Consider the following 23,259-nt stretch of genomic DNA (forward strand, 5'->3'; position numbering starts at 1 on the left):
ATGGATCGTTTCGATTGGAAGAAGGTCCTTCGATCTAACTATTTCGAACTGATCTTAGTTCTTCTTATCTTTTCTTATATTTCTTACCAAAATGCATGGCTATGCGATGATTCGTTTATTAGCTTCAGAGTTTTAGATCATTTTGTAAATGGTTTCGGTTTACGTTGGAATATTGCAGAACGTGTGCAGGCATTTACAAATCCACTTTTGATCTTAGTGCTTTCTCCGTTTTATTATACGTATCAGAATATTGTGTTTTGGTCTTTTCTTAGTTCCTTTATTTGGGGAATCTCTGCACTTTACTTTTTAAGAAAAATCTCTGTTTCTAGGATTTCGTTCTGGTTGGGATTTGGATTTCTTTTGTCTTCCAAATCTTTCGTAGATTATTCCTATTCAGGCTTGGAGAATTCTCTAAATTATCTATTCGAAGCAATTTTCTTTTATTTATATTTTAGGAAAGAAGAAGGTACTAATTCCAAATTACCGGGTCTTGTCCTTATTGCAAGTTTTGGCTTAGTTTCTAGGATCGATTTTGTTCTAATTTTTATAATTCCTCTTCTGGTTGTTTTTGTCGAAGATTGGAAGGGGAAAAGAATTAATATTTCTTTATATTCTAAAATTGCATTATGTAGTCTGCCTGCAGTTTTTTGGTTTCTGTTCTCTGCTTTTTATTACGGTTCTCTTTTACCAAATACATATTATTCCAAAACGAATGTGGAAGATTCTTTTATTCAGATACTTTCACAAGGATTGCGATATTATATTTTTGAGCTGAAATGGGATTCTATCGTATTTGTATTTCTTCCGATTGTAGCGATTATCCGGACAGTTTTGCGGAAGGATTGGAATTCTATTTTAATATCTATTACATTTTCTTTCCCATATTTGCTGTATATTCTCCTTGTAGGCGGAGACTTTATGGCCGGAAGATTTTTTACTTATGTGATCTTTCTTTTCGGGATCGCGTTGGTTCGTTTGAAGAATATAGAGAAAAAAGAGATCTATATTTTGGGATCTGTTTTGTTTCTATATAATATCCTTCTGTTTTCCAGCCCGGTACATTCCGTTAAACAACAAGCGAAACGAAATCCTTGGGTTTTGGAAATTGGAGAAATTGCTGATGAGAAACTTTGGTATTATCCTGGAACCGGTCTTGCTTGGTTTAATAAGAAGGATTCCATACTTTCCAATTTAGCTAATAAAAGACCTTTTTTCCCTCCGACTGACCGAAAGATATTCATTAAATTTAGTACAGGTGTGATTGGGTATTTTCTACCTAATCAGCATATTATCGATATAATTGCGTTAGGAGATCCTCTTCTTTCTAGGATCAAAGGAAAGGGAAGGGTAGGTCATAAGATCAGACGTTTGCCTTTCGGATATTTTGAATCTGTGGAGTCCGGAGAAAACAAGATCCAAGATCCTAAATTAAAAGAATATTATAATTCTTTAAATTTGTTGACGCGAGGAGAATTGTTCGATGCAAGAAGATTGGGTATATTCTGGAAGTTTCAATTCGGCTCTCTTCGGAAATATAATGAACCCTATCTAATAGATGAGGCTCGTGAGAATAAAATGTGGGAAGAAGAGAATCGTAAGAGGAGAGAAGGGATTAATTCATTATAGATCGATCATCTCGCTTTAAAATGTAGGAGCTCCTACAAAATTACTGCCCAAAAATGTAATTGAAGAAATAAGAATTTTATGATATAGGGAGCGAGGCTTCTCCCACGGGCCCTCCACCACCACCCAACTCGGGCGGGGGCCGCTCTCCGCCTTTCTGTAGGAGTTCCTACAAAAACGGCGCCATTCTCTCTACAAGGATCCTTCTGTTGTCTCCTGTTTGTAGAGAAATAATTCCTCGAATGATTGCTTGTCTTCTTCTATCTCTGGAAAATGCCCAAGTCCTGAGTCTGTTTGCCAATGGAAAATAAGCTAAGTTTGCAAATGCGATCCCGTAGAAAGTTGCGATAAATGCAGTAGCGATCCCTTCTCCCAGAGCTCTTGTTCCTGCTCCTAAGTTTTCTAATACGCTCACAAGCCCCATCACAGTTCCGATGATCCCGATCGTAGGAGAAAATCCACCTGCAGTTTCTAAAATTTTTGCAGAGCGAGTTTCTTTGTTCTCAAGGCCTTCTGCTGCTTCGAATAAAATTTCTTCTACTGCTCTCGGATCTGTTCCATCCACAATCAGTTGGATCCCTTTTCTCAAGAATGCGTCAGGCACTCCTGCGAGTTGGTCTTCCAATGATAATAGCCCGTTCTTTCTGGCCTTCTCCGCGAAGTCTAAGAATACATCCGAGAGAGAAAATTCTCTTTTAGGAAAAAGGGATTCTCTTAAGTGAATAATCAGGTTTGCGAATTCTTCAGGAGTGTAGCTTGCGAATGTTGCACCCGCAGTTCCCCCCAGGATCAATACGAGTGCGGATAGTTTGAGAAAGGAAAGAAAATGCGCTTCTTCCAATAAGATCGCTAATAGTACGGAAGCAAATGCGGCAATTAAACCTAAGATGGCCGAACGCATGGGAGCAAATTAGGTAGATTATGTCTTTGAGACAAGTCTTTTCACGATAAGTAATGGAAGTTTGGCCGCCTCGCCTAGCGGCGACCGGGCTCTCCGCTTCGGTCGCTTCGCGACGCCCGCGTCGATCCCTGGCGGGGTAAATCCTTAGCGGTCTTTGCGCCTTTGCGTGATCCCAGATCCGCCGAATTTTGTATCTCACGCCAAGTCGCGAAGGGGAGAAGATTTTGGATTTAGAAGCTTATAAACTCAGTGAACTTTGCGTTCTCCGTGCAAAACGATAGCGGGGGTAGAAATTTCGATTTGCCCTCGATAAACGCCTCCGGCTATCTCGGGCTCGCTCACTTCCTATGGGGTGTTCGCGACCCCCTGCAAAAAAATAAGGGACGGTTTCGTCCATCCCCTCTACAAGAAAGTGAAAATTCGCAGTGGATTGGCTTTAACCAGGGAGGTTAAAGGTCCATCCGATTTAGAATATCGGATTTCAAAGTTCTGACCTTAGGGTAGGAGGCCATTTTTTCGGGTAGGGGAGTAATTTAATTTAGGAGCGAAAAATATGGCTTTTAATGTTGCGCTGCAAAATCCATTGACTTTTTAGGTATTTCCAAAACTTTTGTCCCAAATGCTCACTGTAGTCACTGTTCTGTTTTTGGGAATTTACGCCCTGGATATTCTAGGATTATTTTTCTTTGGAATTCATACGTATATCATGGTGTATCTTTACAAAAAGTACAACACCAATTGTGATACAGACCCGAGCAGAAACCTTTCTTTGGACGATCCAAGCCTTCCGGTAGTCACTGTCCAACTTCCTATTTTTAACGAATTTTACGTAGTAGATCGTCTGATCGACTCCACAATTGCATTAAAATATCCTAAAGATAAATTAGAGATTCAAGTTCTGGATGATTCTACTGATGAAACCATCCAAAAAGCTGCTGCCTTAGTTGCACAATACAAGGCTCAAGGTTTCGATATCCATCACCTTCACAGAACCAATCGTGTTGGTCATAAAGCAGGTGCTTTGGACGAAGGAATGAGAGTTTGTAAAGGGGACTACATCGCTATTTTCGATGCAGACTTCATGCCGGATCCTGATTTCCTTCTAAAAACCATGGCTTACTTTGACGATCCTCAGATCGGAATGGTACAAGCACGTTGGGGACATATCAACGCAGATTATAATATTCTAACCAAAGCTCAAAGTTTCGGTATCGATGGTCACTTCATGATCGAGCAGGTAGCAAGAAACGGTTCCAAACTTTGGATGAACTTCAATGGAACTGCAGGTACTTGGAGAAAGAAAACTATCGAGGATGCCGGCGGATGGGAGCATGATACTCTTACCGAAGACTTCGACCTTTCTTACCGTGCAGAATTAAGAGGTTGGAAGTTCCGTTATTTTAAAGATGTGGTTTGCCCTGCGGAAATCCCTGCTATGATGTCTGCATACAAGTCCCAACAATTCCGTTGGTGTAAAGGTTCTATTCAGACTGCAGTGAAACTTCTTCCTCGTATCTGGAAAGCGGACCTTCCTTGGAAAACCAAAGCTGAGGCAGTAACCCACTTAATCAATTATTCCGTTCACCCACTAATGATTGTGAACATTCTATTCAGCGCTCCATTATTATTAATGGAATACTGGTCCGGTTTCAGTTTCTACGATCTTCCATTAGAAGTATTGTCTGGAACTGCAGCGATCCTTTCTATCGGATCTGTTGGACCTCTATTCTTCTACGCTTATTCACAGAAGACATTATACAAAGATTGGAAAAAGAGATTAGTTTATCTTCCAATTCTGATCATGATAGGAACCGGGATCGCAATCGTAAACACTAGAGCTTGGCTCGAGGCTGTTTTAGGGATCCAATCTTCCTTCAAAAGAACTCCTAAATTGAGAATCGAAAAGAATACGGACGCTCTGAAAGATAGACTGAAATATACAGTTCCTTTGGACTTCCATGTAGTTCTTGAGTTCCTATTGGGTTGTTATTGTGTGTTTTCCGTTGTGCTATCATTCTTAGTGGGACGTCCTTATATCGTGGGCTTCCTATTGATCTACGGGATCGGTTTCTTCTTCGTAGCTTTTAAATCTTTCCAAGAATTTACCTGGAAATACAAAGAAGCAAGAAACGCGGCTCAGGAAGAGATCCCTCAGGAAGCCTGACACAGCTTCCGCCACACAAAAGGCGAGAAACGGGTTGACTCCCTGTGCCCTCGCCTAAATCTGTCAAATACCCCAGGAAACAGGATAACCGATGAGTGAGAAAGTCTATTGCGCCAACTGCCTGCATTGTGTAACCGTCAGACAGTATGAATCCGAGGCGGACAAATACATCCTCCGGGTCAAATGTACCAAGAAAAAATGGTCCAAACGTTCCGGCGAAGAGAAGTTATATAAATACTTCACAGTGGCTCGCCGTATGCAGACTGATTGCGAATTCTACGAGCCGATGGGAGAAATCCTTCCTTATATCAAAAATTTAAAGAAAGAACTTCCCATTAAAGACGAAATCTATATGGTGAAGTCGCCTAACTAAAAAGGGCATTGTTCTCAAAACCGTTCCTCCTCCAACCCAGGACCGTAAAAGAAACGGGAAATCGCAAAACGGTCCTGGACGAACCCTACACCCTCTTCCCGGATAAAGATGCCTTATTACTTAAGGATTTTCCAGTCCGGGTAAGTGTAGGTGATCCTCTCTACAAACAATCTTCAGGTTCAGTTCTTTCTCCTGTAAACGGTATCGCTTCTTTAGAACATAGTGAAGAAGGATCTAAAATCCGTATTGTTCAAGACGGAAACTTCATCGGCTCCAAACCTTGGATCCCTAAAACTCTCAAAAAAGAAGAAGTGCTCGAACCAATGGATAGACTTGGTTTGGTCAGTCTGGACTTCCCGGAACATTCTCTTTTATCTTATCTCAAATCCAGACAGAAAACATCTCTAATCATCTTAGCCCCATTTACAAGAACCCAGGATGTGGATTATCTTCCCGAGTTAAGAAAGAACTTAGAGTGTCATAGTCGTTTTGTAGAAGTTTTAAAAACCCTTTTTCCGGAAGCTCAGATCAGAGATTATATTTCCGGTCTGAAATCTCCTGTTAAAAATTACGCATATCCTTGGGGAATTCCCGAATATTTCGTTTTTCAGACCGAAAAATTACCTTTTTCTAAAATTAAAGAAATATTATATTTAGGCCCGGAAACATTATATAATCTTTATAGAGCTTTGTTCGCTGATTTTCCTTTTATAGAAAGAGAGATTGCTCTTTATTTTTTAGGAAAGAATGGAGGGCTTAGAAAAGCCGATTCGACCGTTCGTATCCGTAACGGACAAAGTCTGAAATTCTTGTTCGAAGAATACGGCCCAAAGTATTCCAATTTTACTCTAAATTCGTTTTACGAAAAAAATCCGGTCAGAGATATCAAAAAGGGATTCTATTGGGATATTCGACAAAATTATTCCTTAGTATTTTTGACCAAACATGATTCTCAGAGAAGGGAATTCCCTTGTGTAGAATGTGGAGAATGTTCTTATAATTGTCCAACACAAGCAAATCCGATGGCCTTGGTCTCAAGCTTCGGCAATTTTAATTCTTCTCTTTGTATGGAATGTGGGATTTGCACATTTCTTTGCCCTTCTACCATTTCCTTAAGAAATAAGATCAGGACTTGGAAGGAGGCGAATCATGGCTTTTAGCTATATTCTCTCCACTCAAAACGGCTTTTTCAGAAGAAAGGACCTTCTTCTTCCCGATATTCTTTTTACAATTTTGGCAATTGGTCTTTTAGTTTTAGGCTCAGGTGGATCCTATTATCCGATTATTCCTGCGGGATTCGGAATTTTATTCGGAGCAGCCGCTTACTTTCTTCTCACCGGTGGGAAGTCCTACCCTTTATATTGGGTAAATCATGCGTTGAGTTTTGCTCTTCTTCTTCCCAGGGATCCAAGATATGGATTACATGCAGTTCTTGCTTTAGGGATTGGGCTTGGTCTTTGGTGGGCATTAGAACAAAGATTTAAGATACGATTCCCTCTAGCCTTATTGCAATTTTTACTTTTTCTAATATTCTATTTTTTGCCCGGAATAGATAGCTGGGCTTCAGAACCTTCTTCTGTGTTTAGAGGATCTTCTTATCCTGATCTATATACTCCTGGTTTTTTTACGGGAGACACTTTGCCTCCGTTTAGATATTCTGCTTTGGAAGCATCTGGTGGATTCGGAGTAATTTTAGCGGTGCCTTTGTTATTAAGAAGTAGTTTAGCTCTTTTGTTACCACTTGGATTTTCTATCCTTCTTTCCGTTTGGATCCATCTCGCCAAAATTCCAGGTTGGGAAACTGTTTCCGGTCCGGTTTGGCTTGGAACTTTCTCTTTCATTTTACTTCTAAATTTGCCGGGAAGAAATACGGGCTCACTTTTGCCTCTTTCTTTTTTGAGTTTGGCCCCTCTTGGGTTGGCAATTTTTTTCCTTCCCCCGGTATTTGTTCCTACATTCCTATGGGTATCATCGTTTTTTTTCATTGAATCCATCCTGATTCGTATTTTCCTAGGAGATAGGACAGAGGCATGAACCAGCTCCTCGCTTTACTTAAGCCAGAGACTGTAATTTTTGAAATAGAAGGATCCTCTAAGGAAGAAGTGATCAATCAACTTCTCCAAAAGGCCGTCGACTCTACGCTAATCGCTAGAGACGATAGGGATCTTGTGTACGAATCTCTCATGGCGAGAGAAAAATCCATGTCCACCGGTATCGGGAGTGGGGTAGCCATCCCACATTGTTCGGTGAATCTGGTGGATGAACTTAAATGTGTGATGGGTCTTTCTCGAAAGGGAATCGATTTTGATGCAATCGATCATCTTCCCGTTCATATTTTTATCCTTCTAATCGTTCCTAAATCCAAATTCCAAGAACATATCAAAACCCTGGCGCAAATCGCAAAAACCCTCAACGTAAAAGAGGATCGTGAAAAACTGATCCTTTCCAAAAATTTCGAAGAGATCCGGAAAGCTTTCTCCGCGTGAGAGGGTGAGAGTTTGTTAGAAGAAGCGAAACGCTTTTTGATCTTTGCGGTTTTTCTTTCCGCGATTTCAGTATTTTTCTCCCAGCTTAGATCTCTAAATAAGGAATTTTTAGAGGCAGACTCGGGAATTCAAATCCAGGATTCCGCAGGCAAACCAGCTAACTCCGGTTTTGCGAAAGAATATTTGCAGTTTTGGAAAGGCCTAATCAGTTTTGATATGGGAGAAACTGAATCAGGAGATCCGGTTCTTTCCCATATTCTCTCCAGATTTTGGCCGACATTACATTTAGCCGGGTTTGCGGTTTTAACAGGTACATTCTTCTCTGTTTTTTTAGCCTTGGTTTCGTTAGTTCCTCGTTTTGGATTTGTGGGGGAAGTTTTCGGATTTATCAGCCAACTCATCTTATCCACTCCGGTTTTTGTAGTTTCCGTTTTTCTATTGGTGTTTTTTTTTCTGATACTTGGATGGCTTCCACCGGGCGGATATGAACCTGGAAATACTGCGTATGTGATCTTACCCGGAGTTGCATTGGGGTCTAGGGTATTCGCTAGACTTTTTATCTTTGCCCACCAATTGGCTGGGACTGAAAAAAAATCAGCTTATATAAACGTTTTGAAGGCAAGAGGATATTCAGAAAATCGAATATTGTTTAGGCATATTCTGCTCAAAGTTTCTCCTGTACTTCTTATCTTGATCTTATTGGATCTAAGTTCATTACTTTCGGGTGCAATTGTTGTAGAGGAAATCTTCTTTTTTCCAGGGATTGGGAAATCCATGTATCATGCTATAAGGACCATGGATTCGGCATTACTTTCGGCGCTATTGTTTTATAGCGGGACGGTGTTCTATATTCTTACCAGGGTTTCTGAAAGAGTAAGGGACAGGCTTTTGGGTTGGGAGGCAGGTGCCGCTTGAAAACTCTAAACTTGCTTCGTTACGGAACTATCTCACTATATTTGGTTTTAGTAATATTTGGGATATTATTCAAATCAGCGCCGACGGAATTGAATTTAAAGGAATCTTTTCTGCCTCCTTCTTTTGATTTTCCGTTCGGTAAAGACAGATTGGGAAGAGATGTATTCTCTATGTTTGCATACGGAAGTTTGGCTACTTTCCTATTTGCATTTCCTGCAAGAGTTCTCACTTTAGCAGTGGCTTCTTTGATCGGCTTGGCTTCTTACACCAGTCCATTCTTTAAGAGGAATTTTTTCTCTCCTTTGTCTTCCGTATTTGTTTCTTTACCTTCTCTACTATTAGCTTTGCTTGTAGTTCAAGTTTTTGGAGCTGGGCCAATCCCTTTATTCTTGGCAATTATTCTCGGAGATTGGGCACAGGCTTACGAAACAGTCCGAGCTAAGATAGACGAAGTAAGTACAAGCGGATATGCATTAGCTGCTTCTTGTTTTGGAGCAAGTAAGTCTTATATATTTAGAGCACATCTTCTTCCTCAGGCGTTTCAAATATTGAGAGTTCTTTTGTTCACAGGACTCCCCGCCGTGGTAATGACTCTCGCAATATTTGGGTTTTTAGGAATTTCGGCAGGCGGTTCTGTATTCGGTCCCGGCCTAGGAGAACAAATTGCGTTTTCCAAGGATTATGCACAGAATGCTCCTTGGTCATTAGTGTTTCCTACATTGGGGATTTTAGGTTTAGTGATGACTGTAGGAGGAAAACGTTCTTGAAACTGTTATTCTTCCGAAAGTTGTCCGCTTTTGTTTTATTGATATGTTTGTCTCCTCTATTTGTAGGAACTCCAACATATGCGATAGACGAGTATTATCGTTTTCCTGAATATTCTTCTCCAGAGAAGATACAATTCGAGAAGGAAAGAAAACTTTGTATTTTCCCGCTTAGAAATTTATCCGGAGATACTTCTTTGGATTTTTATTCTTCAGGATATGCTTCCGTTCTATATTCTGGTTTAAAATCTTTAGTCCAGATCTATGACGAATCTTTAATCCCAAAATCCATCCAACATCCTTTTGGTCCAAATCCTTCCGGAGTTACTCCTAATTTAAGAGAAGGAGAATGGGATTATATCGGACTTGAAAAATTAAAGAAGGGAGAACTTTCTTTAAACGTTACCAGAGATCCTAGATATTTAGTTTTAAAAGTCCAACCCTACGAAGCAGAAACCGCACCTGATGAGGGTTTTCTTATTCCGATCTCTAGAAAGTATGACTGCTTTTATTCGACATACGGAGAATTTGAGAAGAAAGGAGAAGAAATCCGAATTAGTATACGGATGAGATCTTCTAAAGACGGATCTAAAAAAGAATTTTCGCATAAAACAAGTGTTAGGCGATCGTATCAGGAATTAGGCCCGGTCATAGAAGAGATCCGAAAAACACTTTTAGGGAAACATACCAGATCACTTTCTGTCAAAACCGGAAATCAATATGACTCACTCGTATTTTTGGATGGGAATTATATAGGTAAAACTCCTTTAAAAAGAAACGATGTCCTTTCCGGGATCCATGATATTCGGATTACTAAAAACGGATATTCGGACTGGGTGGGGCAGGTGGATCTGAGAGAATCTCCTAAAGAATTGGATATCGTATTAGAAAAAGATAAAAAAGAAGGTTTCCTCTCAGTAGATTCCGATCCTCAAGGGGCTAAAGTATATTTAGGTTCCGAATATTTAGGAGCTACTCCGCTTGTAAAAGTCCCGGTTAAAATAGGCTGGAATAGATTGAGATTCGTTTTAGCCGATCATGTGGATCAGTTTAAAGGAGTGGAGATCAAAAAAGGAGAAGTCTCCGAGATCAAAGCGAAACTTAAAGAAGGAGAATCCGTTTCTTATTATAAAAATAAAAAATACTTATTCTTAGATCATACATATGATGATTTCGCGATCTATTCACTTTACGGAAGTTTATTCTTTTATGCAGGATATTATTATTTCAATTTAAGAGCGAATCAGGCTTTGGAAAATGCCAGGCCTATGGTCCAAATCACAAATATTGTGGCTCTTCAAGAATTGCAGCAGTCTTCTCCGAATTTCCAGACGTTCGCGCTTTCTTATTTTTATCAGGAAAGTATCTATAACGATGCTAAAGATAAGTCCGATTATTTCAGATCTATCTCCGGAAGATTTGGGAAACACCAAGGGATCCAAGGTGGGCTTATGTTATATGGGATCGGAACGATGTTGATCCTGTCTGCAACGTTTTACGCTCTTGGGTTGGATTCCGAAACCTTAGAAGTAGGAGTGGCTCCGGTTAAAACCATGCCTTCGTTCGTAAGAGGTTTAGAAGGTCAGTATGAAACAGAGTCCTACGCAAAATTTAATATGAGATTTTGATATTCGTATAAGTTTATGAATGAATCTAAAATTCTACAAAACGAATTCTTTCTTATTCTAAAAAACGCCGGAGTTTCGGAAGAACTTATCCGGAAATCTTGGGAAGAAATCCATATCAGATATTCGGAATCTCATAGGAAATACCATACCTTAACTCATTTATATTATTTCCTGAATCGATTGAAAGAATTTCAAAATCGGATTTCTGATTGGGATATCGTTTTACTCGCACTCTTTTATCACGATTTAATTTACGATGTGAAAGAGAAGGATAACGAAGAGCAAAGCGCGGATATTTCCCAAACAAGACTCGAACTTTTCGGATATTCGAAAGATAGAATCAATTTATGTAAAAATTTGATTATAGCGACGAAAACACACGAGTCTACTCAAGATGAGACTGCTGATATTTTTACAGATTGTGATCTTTCTATCTTAGGTGCCGAGTTGAAATATTATCAGGAATATTCCGAGCAGATCAGAGAAGAATACAATATATATCCGGATGAACTATATAAGCCGGGTAGGAAAAAAGTGTTGGAACATTTTTTATCGATGGATTTTATCTTTAAAACCAAAGAATATAGAGAGAAAAAAGAAAAACAAGCCAGAGAGAATCTGAGCTGGGAACTGGGGACTTTATAAAATAGACTTCCTGTTTTGGGAAAGGCAGGTAACGTATGAATCAGACTTCTTTAAAAACGGTAGAAATTAAGGTTTTTCTTCCGGCAAAAGATTTCGAAATTTCTAAAAGGTTCTACGAGGAGATCGGGTTTACAAAAAGATCCGAAGGTGGCGGAGTCGCTTATTTCTGCGTAGATCATTGTAGTTTTCTTCTTCAGGATTTTTATAACCAAGAGATGGCTGAAAATTTAATGATGCACCTTTTGGTAGAAGACGTGCAAGCTTGGCATAAAATTTTAAAAAACAAAAATATAGAAGATAAATTTCAAGTAAAGTTAACAGATCCGGAGGAACAACCTTGGAAGATGATCGATTTCATTCTCAGTGATCCTTCCGGAGTTCTCTGGCGTATCGGCCAGAATATTTAAGCTTTTATATAAGAGTATAATCTAAAACTTCCAAGTACTAAGATACCTTCTTCTTGTTTGGAAAGTTTTAAGATTTCTGAAAGTTTTTCAGGTTTGATAGAATGTGATCCGTATCCTTCCGGAAGTTTGAATTCTTTAGAATCTAAAAAATATAAATCCGTATTCTGCATTTTCGTATAACCCAAAAGTTTTTCAGCCATAGATTCTCCTTCTTTGTCCGGTAAAAAACCGGCTAAGATGGAGAATTTTTTCCCTGGGAATGCAGAAGATAAGGAAGCGAGTGTTACTCTGATTGCATCTGGATTATGGGCCGGATCAAATACGATCATTGGGGAATTGGATATAATTTCTAATCTACCAGGTGGGCGAGGGAGAGGCTTAGTAATTACACTTTCCGTTTTCTCGATCACGATTTTGTTTTTTGAAATGATCTTTTCTGATCTATCTACGATAAACTTTACGTATTCTTGGTTATGATCCAGGTAAGATCTTCCTTCCGGCAAAGCAGGATAAAGATATAGTTCTAAATTCCTTTCGGAACAAAACTCTTTCAGTATTTTTAAGAGAGAAGGTTCCGGTTCTAATGCGAATACTATTTTAGTTCTTTCGGTAGCTATTGCCAATTTTTCTTTTAAGATTGCTTCTTTTGTATTTCCTAAGACCGCCTTATGGTCTTCTCCAATCGCGCAGACTACGAGTACATCCGGTTCTGCCAATTTCGTGGCGTCCAACCTTCCTCCTAAGCCTGCTTCATATACCTGGACTGCAATATCCTTTTTTTCGAATAAAACGAAAGATCCCAAGGTAAACCATTCGAACCAGGAAAGGAAAGAAAGTTCTTCAGAATTACTTTCTGTAAATAGTATATTAGAGATCTCTTTTAGATCTTCTTCATTTACTGGATTAAAATTTGGACTAAGGCGAATCCTTTCTTTTGGATCAAATAGATGGGGAGAAGTATATAAGCCTGTTTTATATCCCAGATTAGAAAAACTTCCCGCTAAAAAATGAGAAACGGAACCTTTTCCATTCGTTCCGACGACTGAGATCCTAAGTCTTTCTTTTTTCCTGGTTCTCCAACCATGTGAATCCACAAGGTCGCGGAATGGATCCAAGGAATAATCCCCAAATACATTAAAATTCCTTGTCTTCTCTAAATTGGTTAATTTGGATCCGAATTCTAAAAAATCTGGGTTAGACATTTATGATTTTCTAATATTCGTCTTAGGCGTATCCAAGCGCGTTTAGCAGTCTGGATCTTCCTTTTTCTATAAGTTCAGGACTTAAACTTACGCCTGTGAACAATCTGAATTGTTCCACTGCTTGGTAGAGTAACATTTCTGTTCCTGGCACAACCTTCGCACCCTTCTTCTTAGCCCCTAAAACCAAAGGAGTTTCCAACGGATTATAAACTATGTCGAATACGACTTGTCCTTCTTTAAAACAAGACTCCGGAATAGCCGGTCCCGGGTCTTTTCCTTTCATTCCGAGAGGAGTTGTATGAATGATCAGAGAATATTCTGCAAAATTCATTTGTACTTCATTCAGGTCTGAGGATTGTATTTTTGCGGAAGAAATATTAGAAAGTAATCCGATTAATTCTTCAGAAGTTTTGGAATTTCTTGCTGCAATAGTAAGGTCTTTTACTCCAGCTTCTTTCAAGAGTGTGAAAGAAATTCCACGAGCACTTCCTCCGCTTCCGATCAATAACACTTTTCCTTGTAAACTTTTAGGAAAAGATTCTTGGATAGATCGAACTGCTCCTATTCCGTCCGTATTATGCGCGCTAATCGACCCATTCTCAAAAACTAAAGTGTTACTTGCTTTGACTGTTTGGGAAGTTTGGTCTGTTTTGTCTGCGAGAAGAAATGCGGATTCCTTATGAGGAATAGTGACTGACAAACCTTTGACTCCGAACTTGGATAAAGATAGAAGTTCCTTTTTTTCCAAAGTTTCCACTGGAAAAACCAAATAGCCGCAGTCCAGACTCAGGTCTTCATACCATGAGCTGTGCAATAATGGTGATAAGGTATGAGATAGGGGGTGACCTACGATCCCGAAGTATTTTGAGCTGTCTCGAAAGATTTTCAATGGGTTCCGCTTCTTTTTTACTAAAATTCTCGACTTTATCCGAAAACCCGGAAAACCTGTAATGCAGATGGGAATCCTGGCCTCGCTCAACGATTTTCTCCCTTTACTCGGCACTCAACCCTTTTTAGTTTTAGCTTCTTCTTCGGGTTGGTGGACGACATTCACGGATATACTGTTTGTTCTGTCTATTAGTGGCGGTTTAGCCTGGTATTTTTATTATTATAAAAGAAAGGATCTTTTAGGTGGTTACTGGGTAGCGTTTTTAGTCGCTATTTTGGGATCTCTGATCATTCTTTCCATCTTCCAAGACCTGATCCGAGAAGTGGTGTATTGGTTAATCTCACCAAAGATCGGAATCTACCAGGTTGCAAATGTGAATTTGATCGCGGTACTTTTGGGCGGATACTCAATGCTCTATATTATGAACCGTATCAATCATAATAAAGAACGCAGAGACTGATTTAAACTTACTTCTTCTTTTGTTTTTCCGCCAAGGTCATCTCGAATACTTTGGCATACTTTAGGAAATTATAATAGAAGCCCATGATAGCGAGGATCAGTCCTCTTCTTCCGTCTAAAAATCCTAGTCTTACAAAATACATCCAAAAAGATTTGTATCCTGCTTCTAATAAAGCTAAGAATAAGCCGCTACGTTTTCCCTTTCCGAATTTTTCTGTGGCAGCAAGTTCTGAGTATCTATTGATAAAGCTGACATGATCGAATAGGTTTTCGTAAGAATAATGGAATACCGGATTTTTTAACTTCTTTCTTTTTCCAGACAATTCCACCGCTTCATGGACCTTTCCACCCACAAACTTGCCTTTGGATTTTAAGAATAATCTGGCCCTATAATTCGGATACCAGCCTCCGTGTCGGATCCATTTTCCCATGTACATTGTAAGTCTTGGGATTATGAATCCGTCTTCTTCCGGTTCTCCATTCTTGAATAAGTTTTTGATCTCTTCTTTTAAACCTGGAGAAAGTTCTTCGTCAGCATCCAGAGTGAGTATCCAAGGATTTACTGCTAAAGAGATTACATGGTTCTTTTGGGAAACGTAATCATCGAATTTTCTGAGAACTACTTTAGCTCCCTTCTTTTTCGCGATACTTTCCGTTTTATCCTTGGAACCGGAATCGAGTACTATGATCTCGTTTACGAAATCTAGAGAAGACAGGCATCTTTCGATATTATCTTCTTCGTTTAATGTGATGATACAGGCTGAGATTGGTAACATCAAGCGCGGGAAAAATCCTGATCTCTTACGGATTTAAAATTAGACGAAAGAGGAACTTCCAATCTGGCGATGGTTACGTCTTTGCGGATGATTATCCTGAAAAAAGAAGGATCGATTCCTTCTCCTTTTAGCATGATTAATATAAGTGCGAGTCCCAATCCGGCTCCTTCCGTATTATCCGCGTTATCTAAATAGAATTGGGCAATGTCTCCGTACTGCATTCCTTTTTCTAATTTTTCGCGGAGGGATTTTTCTTCTTCTATAGTGACTGGTGTATTATTAGTGACTTCGATCCGAATTCCGTCCATGGAATAGTCGAATGTGATCAGACAGAAATATCCCTTCTTTTTGGATTTGTTTCCGTATTCTTCCGCCATACTTTCGGAGAATAATTGCTTATATTCGGAGACTCCTTTTTTGTACTGGATCGGATTTTCGATATCGTATCCTTTTTCCTCGAAGAAGATCCTTTTTTGATTTGCCTTGCAGGCGTTGATCGATAATTCTTTTACGATAGTGTAAATCGTTGGAACAAGGGTGGGATAAGTGACCTTATCCAAAATAAGCTCGATCGCTTGTTGGATATGTTCCTCGACCGATCTGGTGATTCGATGGGTCTTTAGAGAGAGGATTCTTCCGTCCTCCACCGTAAGCCGGATATTGTCTGATATATCCCGGATTTCCTGACCCATTAACCTTGAACTTTTCGGAACTCGATTTGTTTGTCAAGAGACTCATTCTAATAGCTTTAAAAAAGGTCCGTTCTAAATCGGTCCGAATTTTGCCGAAATTCTTCCCCTATGTTTTAGGGATCCTTCTATTTTCTGGGAACACCTATGCGGATTCCTGGTCCTGGAGCGGGGCTTATATTATCCAGCCGGATACTTTGGAATATTCCGGACCGGTCCAGATCCAAGTGAAAGACGGTTTGGTGGAGAAAATATCTTCTTCTCCCGCATCTAAGGAACCTTTGTTCATTTTACCTGGATTTTGTGATTCTCATGTAACCTTGGGGGCAAATTCTTTAGGGGGTTGGAAGGAACGTTCCGAATTGGAATCCGATCTGAAACAATTTCTGCTACATGGGTTCACGCATATCCAGAGTATAGCAGATCCACCTTGGGCTTCTGAACTTTCTGAGATCCGAAAAAAGAATTCTCAGTATCCTAGGATCTCTGTTCTTCCACCGGTTTTACTTGCTGAGTCCAAAGAAATTTCTGCATCCAAAGTTTCAGGTTATAAAATCCTAAAATCACCGGAAGAAGCGATGTCTTCTCTTTCCGGTAAAAATGGAAAGATCCATTTATTCTTAAGGCATAATGAAGGAGAAACTTTCGAAGTAGATGGAAAACTTCTCTATCGTATGAGAAGTGAAGCGGAGAAGAATGGATTAGAATTATCCGTCTCCACCTTCGGCGAAGAATTTGCAAATTGGGAAGCATTGTCTTCCGAAACGAAGGTGTTGTTTCATCCTATTCCGGAAACTTCTTCCATTCGTCCTGTTGCTCATAATTTGGTGAAACAGATTTGGGCTCCTCTATTGGGGATCTATTTTACTAGAAAAGGAATCGGCACTTCTTCCTTTCTAGAAGAATGGGAAAAATGGACCCAATGGAGTCCGACTTTCAAGGAAAGAGCTCTGTCTAAAGAAGTGCTAGCTACTATGCCTGGACTTTCCGAATCGGAAAGAGAAGAAGCGGAGAAAGAATACGAATCCTATCTTGCTTTCTTGAGGGCTCGCAAGAATCTGACCTTAAGGATCTTACTCGGTTCGGGTGCGGGTCACCAATTACAGTTCCCTGGGATTTCCGGCTGGAAGGAACTGAGAATTTTATCTGAACTTCTGGGACCCAAGGAAGCGTTGAGAGCGGCAACTGAAACCACCTGCCAATATTTGGGGGCGGCTCATGAGGGAAAGATCCGAGTAGGAAAACCGGCTCATCTTTTGATTTTTAGAGAAGACCCTCTGCAAAATTGGGATAAACTAAAAACAATAAGAACGGTCGTGACGGAGAGAGTGAAAACAGAAATCTCTTCGCCGGAAAAAAAGAAAACCAAGGGGCAGAGACGATGAAAGAAGATCAAAAAGAACTGTTTCAAAAATTACTGGACGAAAGTTTCAGGAAAAAAGCGGCCTTAGAGCCTGGAGCAAAAGTTTCTGCGTTAGTCACTAGTTCTAAATCGGATTATGTTTTTATAAAGGTCCAAGGAGCAGGCCTCTCCGGGATTATCGCTTCGGATGAATTTACAGAAGCTCTTCCTAAACAGGGAGAAACTATCGAGGCATATTTTTTACAGGAATCTTCCGGCGACCAATACTTCACCACTTGTTTGAATGGGGACACAATCTCCAAGGACATGGTATCTGTAGCTCATACTGCTGAAATCCCAGTTTTAGGCCATATCATCGGCGTGAATGATGCCGGCGTAGAGGTTAAGTTAGGAGAACAAACAGGTTTTTGCCCATTCTCTCAATTGGATCCTGAGCTTAAAAAACAAAATAATGGGGTAGGGAAAAGGGTTCGTTTCCTCATTTCGGAAGTAGGAAATAAGGGAAAGATCATCGTTTCCCAAAAGAAAATCGCAGATAAAGAGAGAGAAGCTAAAATTTCAGTCCTGAAAGGTGAATTGAAGCCTGGAATGTTTGTCACTTGTAAGATCAAATCAGTTCACACATTCGGACTAATTGTAGAAGCGGACGGACTCACTGCACTTGTGCCTGCTTCCGAAGCAACTTTCAAAAAAGGAGCGGATCTTGCTAAAGATTTCCATCCTGGCCAAGTTCTGAGAGCAAAAGTTTTAAAATTAGATTGGGAAGAAGGAAAACATAGTTTTACCGTTAAGGATTTCCTAAAAGATCCTTGGGCCCAAAATGTTCCATTCAAAGAAGGTGATTTAGTTACCGGAACGGTAGAAAGTGTAAAACCTTTCGGAGTATTCGTAAAATTGAATGAACATTTTTCCGGACTGGTTCCCAACAGGGAAACCGGATTACAAAATCGTACACCGGCTGCTCAACATTTTAAGATCGGAGATTCTGTTTCCGCATTCGTAACTGAAGTAAATCCTACAAAAAGACAGATCTCACTTTCACTTACTAAAGCGAAAGAAGTTCAGGAAAGATTGGATTATAGTGGATACCTTTCCGAGGATACTTCTTCCACTGGATCTTTCGGTGCGATTCTTGCAAAATCCTTAAACAAGGGACAGAAAAAAGGATAAATGGCTCTCCGGATCGCATTGTATCGACCGGAGATACCTCCCAATACGGGAAATATCGCCCGACTATGCGTCGCCCTAGGAGCGGAGTTGCATATCGTAGGAGAACCTGCCTTCGAGTTGTCTGAAAAAGCGGCAAGAAGAGCAGGGTTAGATTATTGGGATAAACTAAAATTGACTCTCCATCCTAGTTGGGAGACTTTCTCGGAATCCTTAGACACTAATTCCAAATTATATCTAATATCCACTAAGGGAAAAGTTTCTTATACTACTCCTCAGTATGGGGAGAATGACGTATTTTTATTCGGAAATGAAACATCAGGATTACCTCAGGAAATTTTTCAATCTAAGATCCCTAATGGAATCCTTAGAATTCCGATGGAAGAAGATTGCAGATGTTTAAATTTGAGTAACGCAGTCGCGATAATCGCATACGAGGCATTGCGCCAAATCCGTCGTTGGTGAATCGGAAACTGTCTTCCGAAAAAAATCGGATTTACACCCCTCGAAAAAACCAGTCCTATGGAAAAATATGGGAATGTCCTTTTCCCTAGGAGAGATAGAAGCCCGCATTAGGGAACTCCTAGCAAACGGTTTAACAGGTAATTCCCAGGATTTCCATGCGTGGATCCGTATGGACACTCTCCGAAAATTCAGGGAAGAACCTTCCTTCTCGCCTGATTGGGTTCCCAAAGTTCTAGATGAGCTTGTTACATCCGGAGAAGCAGCAAAAAGTAAATTAGATCCGAGAGAATATACTCTCTCTGCAGAATCAACTCTACGCAAAAAAACTTCCAAAAACGAAGAATATCTTCTTCTTGGCCGCACCGAATTCCAACCAATGCAATATGTAAGAAGTAGAATGGAATCTTTCCTAAGAGCCAATGGAATAGATGAGGACATGATCGTGGACCTGACTATCGGTTCCATTGAAGCAGTCGAAAATGCTGTCAAATATGGTGACGGCGGTAATGTAGAAGTCGCATATACAATCGAAAAAAGTGGAATTTTTAAGATCCGACTGGTGAACAACCTAAGAGAATTGAATATCGAAGAAGATATAGAAAGAGGAAAATTTTCTTCCACAGCCACTCTAATGAGGGGTATGATGGTTATGCAAAAATTATTCGATAAAATGGATCTGGAAATCTTAGAGGATAAAAGACAGGCCTTATTTATGGCCGAAAAAATCCTTCCGAAGTAAATTCCGCAGTTTTAAGTTTTACACTTTTTTGATTTTCGGGTCTTTCTTTCTAAGAGTATGTCTTCTATATTTAAAATCCATTCCAACTATAAAGCGGCCGGGGACCAAGTCCAAGCCATAGAAAAAATAGGCCAAGCATTCAAAAAAGGAGAAGATAAGGTCACCTTAGTGGGTGTGACCGGCTCCGGTAAAACATTCACCATGGCACAGGTGATTGCAAATATGGGACTTCCTACCTTGGTCCTGTCGCATAACAAAACTTTGGCGGCTCAGTTATTCCGAGAGTTTAAGGAGTTTTTCCCGGAGAATGCCGTAGAATACTTCGTTTCTTATTACGATTATTACCAACCAGAGGCATATGTACCTTCTTCGGATACTTTTATAGAAAAAGATATGTCAATGAACGAGGAGATTGATAAGCTCAGGCTTCGAGCAACTTCTTCTTTGTTGGAAAGAGACGATGTGGTGATTGTTAGTTCTGTCTCTTGTATTTACGGTTTAGGATCTCCGGAAGAATATGTGAACTCTGTGGTCGCATTGCAAAAAGGGGATATTATAGATAGAGATCAGGTTATTCGCAAACTTCTTCATATACAATATAATCGTAATGATACCGACTTCTCTCGTGGGAATTTCAGAGTTAGGGGAGACTCTATCGAAGTTTATCCTGCATATCATACAGATGCATTCAGGATCGAATTTTTCGGAGATGAAGTGGATTCAATTTCAAGAATTCATCCAGTTACTGCTCAGGTAATTGCGAAACAAGAGAAATGTTTTATCTATCCTGCAAAACACTTCATCATGGCTGCCCCTATGATAAAGGACGCTGTTAAAAGAATTAAAGATGAGATGGCTGAACAAGAGATCAAGTTCACCAAAGAGAATAAATTTTTAGAAGCACAACGTATCGTGTCCAGGACAAACTACGATATGGAAATGCTCCAAGAGATGGGATATTGTAACGGGATCGAAAATTATTCCCGTCATCTTACAGGAAGAAAAGAGGGAGAAAGACCTGCTTGTCTTATCGATTATTTCCGTGGAGATTTTTTACTTATAGTGGACGAGTCTCACGTAACAATTCCGCAGGTCGGGGGAATGTTCGCAGGAGATAAAGCACGTAAACAAACTTTGGTGGATTTTGGTTTTAGATTACCTTCTGCCTTGGACAATAGACCTTTGAACTTTACGGAATTTGAATCCTTAACTCCTAAAACTCTTTATGTATCTGCAACGCCGGCTGATTATGAATTGGAGAAGAGTAAAACTAGAGTAGAACAGATCATTCGTCCTACAGGACTTTTAGATCCGAATGTAGAAGTCCGACCTACCAAAAATCAGGTAGAAGATCTTTTAGTTGAGATCCGAAAAAGGATAGATCTAGGAGAAAGGGTACTCGTCACTACATTGACCAAAAAAATGTCGGAAGACCTTTCCGATTATTATAAAGAGTTAGGACTCAAAGTATCTTATCTGCATTCAGAAGTAGAAACCTTAGAAAGGATAGAGATTATTCGGGATTTGAGAAAGGGCATTTATGATGTTCTAATAGGGATCAATCTATTGAGAGAAGGTTTGGATATTCCCGAGGTTTCTCTTGTTGCCATTTTGGACGCAGATAAAGAGGGTTTTTTAAGAAATTATAAATCTTTAATACAGACAATCGGTAGGGCTGCAAGAAATATCAACGGAACTGCGATACTGTACGCGGATAAAATGACTGATTCTATGACTAAAGCCATAGAAGAAACCAAAAGAAGACGAACTATCCAAGAGGAACATAACCAGAAATACAGGATCTCTCCTCAGACGATCAAAAAGGAAATTGCCGATATGATCGAAAGGACAGAAAAAGAACTGGCTCCTGAAGAATATGCGGCGGAAGAGATCAACAAGAAGTTCCGAGAGAAAAACTTCTCCTCTAAAGAAGAAATGAAAGAGAAGATCAGAGAAGAAATGTTAAAAGCGGCCAAGGAACTTGATTTCGAAAGAGCAGCGCTTCTCAGAGATAAAATGCTTTCCATCAAAGTGACTCCTACAGAGGAAAAATGAGATTAGATATCACGCTTATCACTATAATAATCACTGGGGCGATAAGCCTTTATACATTGTATGTGGATCAAAATCTTTTGGATAGGTTGATCTTAAGACCTTTCAGGGACTCTAAAGAAGGAAACTATTATACATTAGCCACAAGCGGATTTGTTCACGCGGATTTTACTCATTTACTCTTTAACATGCTGACCTTGTATTTTTTCGGAAGGCATGTGGATATGGTGCTGGGGCCTTTGGGATTTATGGGATTATACTTAGCGAGTATCCTGATCGCAAATTTGGTATCTTTTCAGAAAAATAAAACGGATGAGAATTATGCAAGCCTAGGTGCTTCAGGTGGTACTTCGGGGATCGTATTTGCTTCTATCTTATTCTATCCTTATTCTAAAATTTTCTTTTTCTTTATACCGATCCCGATACCCGGACCTTTATACGCGATCTTGTATTTGGCGTATTCTTATTATGCTTCTAAGAATAGACAAGACGGGATCAATCACGATGCTCACTTTTATGGAGCGCTCACTGGACTTGCGGTTGCAATCTTAGTGCAGCCGCTTTCTTTGATTGCGTTCATCCAGTACGTGCTGGGTGCGTTTATATGAAAATTTCCTAAAATGCGAAAGGATTAGCCTCCTTTCGCGATTTTGTCTTTTATAAAAGCCTTAAACTTATCGGAACCGAAACTAACATCCATTTTGATGATCTCTGGGGCGAGATAAGGATGTTTTTTCATAATATATTCCTCGATCGCAGCATACTTATCCGCTTTTGCTTTTAGAAGAATTTTGTTTTCAGAATCGATTGTGAGCTTCCCTTCCCATTGGTATAAAAGAGCCACTTCAGGGAAAATGGTTCCGCTCACGATGATTCCAAGCTGAAGCATTTCTGCGATATATTCTTCCGCTAAGTCACGATCGGCCAGAGTAGTGAAGACTAAAATTTCTTGAGATGAAGACATGGTTCCTCCGAGAAAAAGGAGGATAAGAAGTATTCATTCTTTGTCCAGTCCTTTCTTTGGAAAGATCGGATCAGTATCGGGGCGCGTTTGGATCCGAATAATTTCCTTTGCCTGAATTCGGCATGGAACCTCTGGAGCTAGAAGGAATATAGTCATCGCAAAGATTACCGCATCTTGCTATACAATCTTCTCTTTTACGATCCACGGTGACTGCTGTAAAAACAGTCTCTACTTTAGGAATAGGATATTGGGTCCAACATTGGCTCTTACAGTTTCCATATTTGGCAGCACAATTCCGAGCGGTGTTTTGATCGGAACCTGCGGAGATCATCATATCGAAAAGTTCCTGCTCTTCTCTGGTCTTAAATTGCCCCTTTTTACCTCTTTTGGAAAGTTCCTGTTTGCTCAGATTGGCATTTTCTGCCTCCGGAAAATCCTCCACTGAACCTTTTCCCCTAATTTTGCCGGACTCGTCGGAACTCCAATCTACAGCGAAGAAGCAGTTTAGAATAAAGAAGAATAGTAATATTCCGAATTTAATTTTCATCAGGTTTCTAAAAACTAAACCTTTGGGATTAGGATTTTGTA

General features: G+C 39.8%; 25 protein-coding genes. 18 read left to right on the forward strand and 7 right to left on the reverse strand.

Annotated elements, in window-relative coordinates; genetic code table 11:
• Window positions 1–1,626: a hypothetical protein gene (locus tag EHO65_RS09790; RefSeq protein ID WP_135773916.1), complete on the forward strand. Its 1,626-nt coding sequence runs from the start codon at window positions 1–3 to the stop codon at window positions 1,624–1,626.
• Between the two features lie 166 nt (window positions 1,627–1,792).
• Here the strand turns inward: EHO65_RS09790 and EHO65_RS09795 are convergent, their stop codons facing one another.
• Window positions 1,793–2,524, reverse strand: coding sequence for a motility protein A (locus EHO65_RS09795; RefSeq protein WP_100721844.1), 732 nt, complete (start codon window positions 2,522–2,524; stop codon window positions 1,793–1,795).
• Window positions 2,525–3,143: 619 nt separating this feature from the next.
• Here EHO65_RS09795 and EHO65_RS09800 point away from each other — a divergent pair.
• The 10 genes from EHO65_RS09800 to EHO65_RS09845 all read left to right on the forward strand — a co-directional run bounded on the left by EHO65_RS09800 (window position 3,144) and on the right by EHO65_RS09845 (window position 11,906).
• Window positions 3,144–4,688, forward strand: a complete 1,545-nt coding sequence (locus tag EHO65_RS09800; RefSeq protein ID WP_135773949.1) for a cellulose synthase family protein — start codon at window positions 3,144–3,146, stop codon at window positions 4,686–4,688.
• 91 nt (window positions 4,689–4,779) lie between these two features.
• Window positions 4,780–5,061, forward strand: a complete 282-nt coding sequence (locus EHO65_RS09805; protein ID WP_010414765.1) for a hypothetical protein — start codon at window positions 4,780–4,782, stop codon at window positions 5,059–5,061.
• Window positions 5,062–5,069: 8 nt separating this feature from the next.
• Entirely contained in the window at window positions 5,070–6,221 is a 1,152-nt protein-coding gene (locus EHO65_RS09810) for a 4Fe-4S dicluster domain-containing protein (RefSeq protein ID WP_135773917.1), read from the forward strand.
• Window positions 6,211–7,095, forward strand: coding sequence for a hypothetical protein (locus EHO65_RS09815; RefSeq protein WP_135773918.1), 885 nt, complete (start codon window positions 6,211–6,213; stop codon window positions 7,093–7,095). Before EHO65_RS09810 ends, EHO65_RS09815 begins: the two co-directional genes overlap by 11 nt.
• Entirely contained in the window at window positions 7,092–7,547 is a 456-nt protein-coding gene (locus EHO65_RS09820) for a PTS sugar transporter subunit IIA (protein ID WP_100705620.1), read from the forward strand. The genes EHO65_RS09815 and EHO65_RS09820 overlap by 4 nt, the downstream gene beginning before the upstream one ends.
• Window positions 7,548–7,559: 12 nt before the next feature.
• Complete coding sequence (locus tag EHO65_RS09825; protein ID WP_135773919.1) at window positions 7,560–8,462, forward strand: ABC transporter permease subunit; 903 nt, start codon at window positions 7,560–7,562, stop codon at window positions 8,460–8,462.
• The gene (locus EHO65_RS09830; RefSeq protein ID WP_135773920.1) at window positions 8,459–9,229 is read left to right on the forward strand and encodes an ABC transporter permease; all 771 of its coding nucleotides are present in this window, start codon (window positions 8,459–8,461) and stop codon (window positions 9,227–9,229) included. The genes EHO65_RS09825 and EHO65_RS09830 overlap by 4 nt, the downstream gene beginning before the upstream one ends.
• Window positions 9,226–10,854: a PEGA domain-containing protein gene (locus EHO65_RS09835; RefSeq protein WP_135773921.1), complete on the forward strand. Its 1,629-nt coding sequence runs from the start codon at window positions 9,226–9,228 to the stop codon at window positions 10,852–10,854. Before EHO65_RS09830 ends, EHO65_RS09835 begins: the two co-directional genes overlap by 4 nt.
• Before the next feature lie 15 nt (window positions 10,855–10,869).
• Window positions 10,870–11,499: an HD domain-containing protein gene (locus EHO65_RS09840; RefSeq protein WP_135773922.1), complete on the forward strand. Its 630-nt coding sequence runs from the start codon at window positions 10,870–10,872 to the stop codon at window positions 11,497–11,499.
• 35 nt (window positions 11,500–11,534) lie between these two features.
• A complete protein-coding gene (locus EHO65_RS09845; RefSeq protein ID WP_135773923.1) occupies window positions 11,535–11,906 on the forward strand; it encodes a VOC family protein in 372 nt (123 codons plus the stop codon).
• On the opposite strand, the gene EHO65_RS09850 is transcribed toward EHO65_RS09845, so the two are convergent.
• Entirely contained in the window at window positions 11,903–13,108 is a 1,206-nt protein-coding gene (locus EHO65_RS09850; RefSeq protein WP_135773924.1) for a glutamate ligase domain-containing protein, read from the reverse strand. The two genes, EHO65_RS09845 and EHO65_RS09850, sit on opposite strands and share 4 nt — an antisense overlap.
• Window positions 13,109–13,130: 22 nt before the next feature.
• On the reverse strand, window positions 13,131–13,997 hold the full coding sequence (gene aroE, locus EHO65_RS09855; protein ID WP_135773925.1) for a shikimate dehydrogenase: 867 nt from the start codon (window positions 13,995–13,997) through the stop codon (window positions 13,131–13,133).
• Window positions 13,998–14,064: 67 nt separating this feature from the next.
• Here aroE and EHO65_RS09860 point away from each other — a divergent pair, with 67 nt between their 5' ends.
• Window positions 14,065–14,457, forward strand: coding sequence for a hypothetical protein (locus tag EHO65_RS09860; protein ID WP_036090145.1), 393 nt, complete (start codon window positions 14,065–14,067; stop codon window positions 14,455–14,457).
• 7 nt (window positions 14,458–14,464) lie between these two features.
• On the opposite strand, the gene EHO65_RS09865 is transcribed toward EHO65_RS09860, so the two are convergent.
• Both EHO65_RS09865 and EHO65_RS09870 read right to left on the reverse strand, forming a co-directional pair.
• Window positions 14,465–15,235 (reverse strand): glycosyltransferase family 2 protein, encoded by a 771-nt coding sequence (locus EHO65_RS09865; RefSeq protein WP_167482021.1) that lies wholly within the window; start codon window positions 15,233–15,235, stop codon window positions 14,465–14,467.
• On the reverse strand, window positions 15,232–15,924 hold the full coding sequence (locus EHO65_RS09870; protein WP_135773927.1) for an ATP-binding protein: 693 nt from the start codon (window positions 15,922–15,924) through the stop codon (window positions 15,232–15,234). The genes EHO65_RS09865 and EHO65_RS09870 overlap by 4 nt, the downstream gene beginning before the upstream one ends.
• A 26-nt stretch (window positions 15,925–15,950) precedes the next feature.
• Here EHO65_RS09870 and EHO65_RS09875 point away from each other — a divergent pair, with 26 nt between their 5' ends.
• From EHO65_RS09875 to EHO65_RS09900, 6 genes are all read left to right on the forward strand, one after another.
• Complete coding sequence (locus EHO65_RS09875) at window positions 15,951–17,306, forward strand: amidohydrolase family protein (protein WP_135773928.1); 1,356 nt, start codon at window positions 15,951–15,953, stop codon at window positions 17,304–17,306.
• Window positions 17,303–18,454: a S1 RNA-binding domain-containing protein gene (locus EHO65_RS09880; RefSeq protein WP_135773929.1), complete on the forward strand. Its 1,152-nt coding sequence runs from the start codon at window positions 17,303–17,305 to the stop codon at window positions 18,452–18,454. The genes EHO65_RS09875 and EHO65_RS09880 overlap by 4 nt, the downstream gene beginning before the upstream one ends.
• A complete protein-coding gene (locus EHO65_RS09885) occupies window positions 18,455–18,916 on the forward strand; it encodes a tRNA (cytidine(34)-2'-O)-methyltransferase (protein ID WP_135773930.1) in 462 nt (153 codons plus the stop codon).
• Window positions 18,917–18,989: 73 nt separating this feature from the next.
• Window positions 18,990–19,655 carry an ATP-binding protein gene (locus EHO65_RS09890; RefSeq protein WP_135773931.1) on the forward strand — a complete coding sequence of 222 codons (666 nt, stop codon included), beginning with the start codon at window positions 18,990–18,992 and terminating at the stop codon, window positions 19,653–19,655.
• Between the two features lie 57 nt (window positions 19,656–19,712).
• The gene (gene uvrB / locus EHO65_RS09895; RefSeq protein ID WP_135773932.1) at window positions 19,713–21,710 is read left to right on the forward strand and encodes an excinuclease ABC subunit UvrB; all 1,998 of its coding nucleotides are present in this window, start codon (window positions 19,713–19,715) and stop codon (window positions 21,708–21,710) included.
• A complete protein-coding gene (locus EHO65_RS09900) occupies window positions 21,707–22,315 on the forward strand; it encodes a rhomboid family intramembrane serine protease (RefSeq protein ID WP_135773933.1) in 609 nt (202 codons plus the stop codon). The genes uvrB and EHO65_RS09900 overlap by 4 nt, the downstream gene beginning before the upstream one ends.
• Window positions 22,316–22,338: 23 nt before the next feature.
• On the opposite strand, the gene cutA is transcribed toward EHO65_RS09900, so the two are convergent.
• On the reverse strand, window positions 22,339–22,671 hold the full coding sequence (gene cutA / locus EHO65_RS09905; protein ID WP_008593982.1) for a divalent-cation tolerance protein CutA: 333 nt from the start codon (window positions 22,669–22,671) through the stop codon (window positions 22,339–22,341).
• 70 nt (window positions 22,672–22,741) lie between these two features.
• Window positions 22,742–23,218: an LIC_10730 family protein gene (locus EHO65_RS09910; RefSeq protein ID WP_135773934.1), complete on the reverse strand. Its 477-nt coding sequence runs from the start codon at window positions 23,216–23,218 to the stop codon at window positions 22,742–22,744.
• Window positions 23,219–23,259: the final 41 nt, after the last annotated feature.

This window comes from Leptospira andrefontaineae, assembly GCF_004770105.1.
In the GTDB taxonomy this organism is placed as follows: domain Bacteria; phylum Spirochaetota; class Leptospiria; order Leptospirales; family Leptospiraceae; genus Leptospira_B; species Leptospira_B andrefontaineae.

Bases quoted from the DNA above. Each gene is read 5' to 3' on its own strand.
- EHO65_RS09790 (WP_135773916.1), top strand. From the start codon at position 1: ATGGATCGTTTCGATTGGAAGAAGGTCCTTCGATCTAACTATTTCGAA.
- EHO65_RS09795 (WP_100721844.1), bottom strand. From the start codon at position 2,524: ATGCGTTCGGCCATCTTAGGTTTAATTGCCGCATTTGCTTCCGTACTA.
- EHO65_RS09800 (WP_135773949.1), top strand. From the start codon at position 3,144: ATGCTCACTGTAGTCACTGTTCTGTTTTTGGGAATTTACGCCCTGGAT.
- EHO65_RS09805 (WP_010414765.1), top strand. From the start codon at position 4,780: ATGAGTGAGAAAGTCTATTGCGCCAACTGCCTGCATTGTGTAACCGTC.
- EHO65_RS09815 (WP_135773918.1), top strand. From the start codon at position 6,211: ATGGCTTTTAGCTATATTCTCTCCACTCAAAACGGCTTTTTCAGAAGA.
- EHO65_RS09820 (WP_100705620.1), top strand. From the start codon at position 7,092: ATGAACCAGCTCCTCGCTTTACTTAAGCCAGAGACTGTAATTTTTGAA.
- EHO65_RS09840 (WP_135773922.1), top strand. From the start codon at position 10,870: ATGAATGAATCTAAAATTCTACAAAACGAATTCTTTCTTATTCTAAAA.
- EHO65_RS09845 (WP_135773923.1), top strand. From the start codon at position 11,535: ATGAATCAGACTTCTTTAAAAACGGTAGAAATTAAGGTTTTTCTTCCG.
- EHO65_RS09850 (WP_135773924.1), bottom strand. From the start codon at position 13,108: ATGTCTAACCCAGATTTTTTAGAATTCGGATCCAAATTAACCAATTTA.
- EHO65_RS09860 (WP_036090145.1), top strand. From the start codon at position 14,065: ATGGGAATCCTGGCCTCGCTCAACGATTTTCTCCCTTTACTCGGCACT.
- EHO65_RS09870 (WP_135773927.1), bottom strand. From the start codon at position 15,924: ATGGGTCAGGAAATCCGGGATATATCAGACAATATCCGGCTTACGGTG.
- EHO65_RS09880 (WP_135773929.1), top strand. From the start codon at position 17,303: ATGAAAGAAGATCAAAAAGAACTGTTTCAAAAATTACTGGACGAAAGT.
- EHO65_RS09885 (WP_135773930.1), top strand. From the start codon at position 18,455: ATGGCTCTCCGGATCGCATTGTATCGACCGGAGATACCTCCCAATACG.
- EHO65_RS09890 (WP_135773931.1), top strand. From the start codon at position 18,990: ATGTCCTTTTCCCTAGGAGAGATAGAAGCCCGCATTAGGGAACTCCTA.
- uvrB (WP_135773932.1), top strand. From the start codon at position 19,713: ATGTCTTCTATATTTAAAATCCATTCCAACTATAAAGCGGCCGGGGAC.
- EHO65_RS09900 (WP_135773933.1), top strand. From the start codon at position 21,707: ATGAGATTAGATATCACGCTTATCACTATAATAATCACTGGGGCGATA.
- cutA (WP_008593982.1), bottom strand. From the start codon at position 22,671: ATGTCTTCATCTCAAGAAATTTTAGTCTTCACTACTCTGGCCGATCGT.
- EHO65_RS09910 (WP_135773934.1), bottom strand. From the start codon at position 23,218: ATGAAAATTAAATTCGGAATATTACTATTCTTCTTTATTCTAAACTGC.